The following is a 3,929-nucleotide window of genomic DNA, read 5'->3' as shown; positions in this document are numbered from 1 at the left end:
CTATCATTTCGCGCAAATGGATGCGGGCAGTTATGCCGTGGCGCTCGATGCCTCGGGCAAGCTCCATTTTTCCAAACCCGACATCGGCGGCGACCACGTCGTGGTGCTGCTTGGGCGTGACGTTACCGACAGCCATTTGGCCGAGCTTGCCGCCGACGGCGTGTCCTATATCGTGTCGGAAGCGGCGGACATCGATCTCGCGGCGATGCTTGAGGTGCTCGGAAGCGAACTCGGCATCCGCCGGTTGCTGTTGGAGGGCGGTGCCGGCATCAACGGCTCCTTCCTCGCAGGCGGACTCGTCGATGAGCTGAGCCTTCTCGTCGCGCCCGCGATCGATGGACGCGCAGCAAACCAGGCCTTCGTCGAATTCGGCGAGAGCGGCCTGGCGGGCAAGACGCAGTTGTCACTGAAAAGCTGCAAGGCCTTGGCGCATGGGCTCGTCCATCTGCGCTACGCGGTCAGCCCTGCATAACCGGAATCCTAGCCGCTATGCAGCCCGGCTGGCGCCGCTTTGTCAGCGCATCAATACCGCATGGCATCGAGATCGGCGATCAGCGTCGGGCCGGTCGGATGCCAGCCCAGCCGTGCCTGTGTCAGCGCGCTGGAGGCCGGCAGGTCCATGGGGGCGAACATCGCCATCCAGCCGAAATGCTCCGCCGCTCTTTCCGGCGCGATGGAAACGACCGGCAATTTCAGGCCCCTTCCAAGCGCCTCGGCGATGGCCCGCACCTCGACGCCTTCCTCGCCGACCGCGTGATAGCGTGCTCCCGGTTGCCGCTTTTCCACGGCCAGCCGGTAAAGCCGCGCCGCATCGAGGAGATGGCCCGCGGAGAAGCGGTTGCGGCCCTCGCCGACATAGGCCGAGACGCCCCTTTCACGCGCGATCTCGATGAGCGGCGAGATAAGCCCTTGCTTGACCGGATTGTGGACCTGCGGCAGCCGCACCACCGACAGATTGATGCCGTTTTCCAGAAGCGCATTGCCGGCCAGCTCGGAGGCTATGCGCGGATTGGGGTGGCTGGCATTGAAGACGTCCTCAATCGCCAGTTCGCCATGCCCAGGGCTGCCCATGCCGACGCCGGAGGTGATCACCAGCGGCCGGTCGGAGCCGGCCAGGGGCGGCGCCGAGAGCGGCGATGACGCGCTTGTCCTTTTCGCAATTCTCGGCAAACCGCGAGAAATCATGGTCGAACGCCGTATGGATCACAGCCTCCGCCTTGGCCGCGCCGTCGCGCAGACCCTCGGGATCTTCGAGGGTCCCCCGGTGCACCTCGGCACCAGCAGCAGCCAGCGCCTCGGCGCCGGCGTCGGAGCGGGTCACGCCGACCACCTTGTGGCCCGCCTGGATGAGTTCGGGAACCAGCGCCGAACCGATGAAACCGGTCGCGCCGGTGAGAAGGATACGCATGCAAAATCTCCTGCACAGTTGCCTGCGTAATATTGCCGGTCTATTATTCTATTAAAGTAGTGACCTTATCATGGTATAATGGCTAACAGAATGCCCTCCAGTTCCGCCGGCTCACTGGCAGCGTTCCTCAAAGATCGGCGCACGCGGCTCGATCCGGCGTCCTTCGGCTTTTCCGGCCGCCGACGCACGCCGGGGTTGCGCCGGGAAGAGGTTGCTCAGCGCGCCAACATAAGCCCGACCTGGTACACGTGGCTGGAACAGGGCCGCGGCGGCGCACCCTCGGCCGATGTCCTCAATCGCATCGCCAAGGGGCTGCTGCTGACCGAGGCGGAGCGCGAACATCTTTTCATGCTGGGGCTCGGGCGCCCGCCCGAGGTCCGCTACACCGGTGCCGAGGGTGTCAGCCCACGGCTGCAGCGCCTCATCGACACGCTCGATGCCAGCCCCGCCATAGTCAGGACCGCTACGTGGGACGTCGTTGCCTGGAACCGCGCCGCGCGGGTCGTGCTGACCGACTACAGCGCCCTGCCCGAGGGCGAGCGCAACATCCTGCGTTTTATGTTCCTGCGCCCCGCCATCCGCGCCAAGCAGCACGACTGGCAAAACCTGGCCCGTTTCGTGGTCGGCTCGTTCCGTGCCGATGCGGCACGCGCCGGCGCTGTCTCCGAGGTGCGCGAACTCGTCGACGAACTCTGCAGCGCTAGCCCTGAATTCGACGCGCTGTGGCGCGAAAACGACGTGCTCAGCCACGGCGACGGGACAAAGCGCCTGAAGCATCCAAAACTCGGCGATATCGAGCTGGAATATTCGGGCTTCGCGGTCGACGGCCGGCCGGATTTGAGCCTGACCGTCTACAACCCGGTCGACAGCGCCGTCGCCGACCGTATTCGCGCGCTGGCTCTCGCCCAACACCCCAAAGAGTAAGGGCCTGACAACCCGTCCGCGGGGAATGACTCCCGCCCTCAAGCGCGCTCGCAGACCGCTTTCAGAATCTGCAAGGTCGGCCCCCAGTAGAGATTGGCATGCGGACGGATCGCCGGTTCGGCAAAATCGCTGAGCGTCAGCGTCAGCAGCGTTCCCTGATCCGCCGGCGCCAGATCGAAGCTGACCACCGTGTGGTTTTCGGGCACGTCCGCCAGCCGCGGGGCCGACAGCGTGCTCCAGTAACCGTAGGCGAACGCCCTCTCCTGCGCGAAAGCTCGGATAGTTCCGTGGTTTTCGAACGGCATTCCGTGCAGCACTCCGTGTATCAAGATCGCGCCGCCGACAAGTCTCTCGAGGCTGACGGTCAGCGCCTCGTCGGACATCCATTGCGGGATCATCGCGGGCGTCGTCAGCACCTGCCAAATCTTGGCAGGCGTTGCAGCGATGACGACGGTCTTGATGATCGGTGCGGCAGACTCACTCATGCGCTGCAATTTATCGCGGATGCGGCGACGACAATATCGTCGTTCGGGCGGTGCGGCGCATGCGAAGGCAGCAGCGCGGCTTGCGAAGCGATCGTGGCCCGTGGCATCTGTCGGCTCCACCAGCGCAGACGGGCAGCATGACACCACGGCAGACACGGCAGAGCGGCAGGCAGGCGGCGCCAGGCGTCAGTCTCAACCGCGCCCTCTCAAAACTTGGCCTGTGCTCGCGCACGCAGGCGGATGTGCTGATCGCGGAGGGCCGCGTGCGCGTCGGCGGCAAGGTGGTGCGCAATGCAGCCCTGCGGGTCGACCTCGACCGCGACCGCATCGTCGTCGACGACAGGCCGGTGGTTGCCGAGCGCAAGGTCTATCTCATGCTCAACAAGCCGCGCGGGCTGGTCACCACCCGCGACGACCCGCAGCAGCGCGACACCGTCTATGCCTGCCTCGAAGGGCTCGACCTGCCCTTCGTCTCGCCGGTTGGCCGCCTCGACAAGGCCAGCGAAGGCCTGCTGCTGATGACCAACGACACCCGATTTGCCAACCGGCTGATGGACCCGGCTTCGCATTTGCCGAAACCTATCACGTGCAGGTCGGCACGGTGCCGGACGCGGCGATGTTGAAGACGTTGCGCGCGGGCGTGAGCGTCGACGGCGAGATCCTGACCACGAATTCGATCGAACTTTTGCGCAGCGGCGGCCGCACCGCCTGGCTGGAGATCGTGCTCGACGAAGGCCGCAACCGCCACATCCGTCGCCTGCTCGCCGCGCACGGCGTCGAGGTCCTGCGCCTCATCCGCATCGCCATCGGCCGCCTGCCGCTCGGCGACCTCGCCAAGGGCACGGCACGGCGTTTGACACCGGAGGAACTGGCGCTGCTGACGGGGTGAGCAGCGCGTGCGCTGGTGCAGGCTCACAGCAATCCGTCCTGACGGAAAGCTGTCAGGAGGCCTGGCCTATAGGTCGGATGGGAGCCGGCCACGGCTTCAACGATCAGGAGCCAAAGCAATGAATTTCGTCTCTGTCCGCATCATCACTTCGGACGTTCAGCGCCTCGTGCGCTTCTACGGCGAGATCACGGGCATGCCCGTGACGGTCTACACGGAAGACTTC

General features: G+C 65.4%; 3 protein-coding genes and 2 pseudogenes. 3 read left to right on the top strand and 2 right to left on the bottom strand.

The genetic code is table 11. The features are described from left to right. A partial coding sequence (locus EOC06_RS31820; RefSeq protein ID WP_245470260.1) for a dihydrofolate reductase family protein occupies positions 1–472 on the top strand: 472 nt, incomplete at its 5' end. A gap of 50 nt (positions 473–522) precedes the next feature. Here EOC06_RS31820 and EOC06_RS31815 read toward each other — a convergent pair. Continuing rightward, positions 523–1,408, bottom strand: a pseudogene (locus tag EOC06_RS31815) (SDR family oxidoreductase). 90 nt (positions 1,409–1,498) lie between these two features. Here EOC06_RS31815 and EOC06_RS31810 point away from each other — a divergent pair. After that, positions 1,499–2,332: a helix-turn-helix transcriptional regulator gene (locus tag EOC06_RS31810; RefSeq protein WP_245470259.1), complete on the top strand. Its 834-nt coding sequence runs from the start codon at positions 1,499–1,501 to the stop codon at positions 2,330–2,332. 38 nt (positions 2,333–2,370) lie between these two features. On the opposite strand, the gene EOC06_RS31805 is transcribed toward EOC06_RS31810, so the two are convergent. Further along, complete coding sequence (locus EOC06_RS31805; RefSeq protein ID WP_245470258.1) at positions 2,371–2,973, bottom strand: SRPBCC domain-containing protein; 603 nt, start codon at positions 2,971–2,973, stop codon at positions 2,371–2,373. Between EOC06_RS31805 and EOC06_RS31800 the strand changes: the two are divergent. Next, positions 2,955–3,706: pseudogene (locus EOC06_RS31800) on the top strand (pseudouridine synthase). The gene EOC06_RS31805 and the pseudogene EOC06_RS31800 sit on opposite strands and share 19 nt — an antisense overlap. Positions 3,707–3,929: the final 223 nt, after the last annotated feature.

This window comes from Mesorhizobium sp. M7A.F.Ca.MR.362.00.0.0, assembly GCF_004023175.1.
In the GTDB taxonomy this organism is placed as follows: Bacteria; Pseudomonadota; Alphaproteobacteria; order Rhizobiales; family Rhizobiaceae; genus Mesorhizobium.
This window is presented reverse-complemented; position numbering and strand designations above follow the sequence as displayed.

Excerpts from the sequence above, each read along its gene's own strand:
- EOC06_RS31810 (WP_245470259.1), top strand. The coding sequence starts at position 1,499 with ATGCCCTCCAGTTCCGCCGGCTCACTGGCAGCGTTCCTCAAAGATCGG.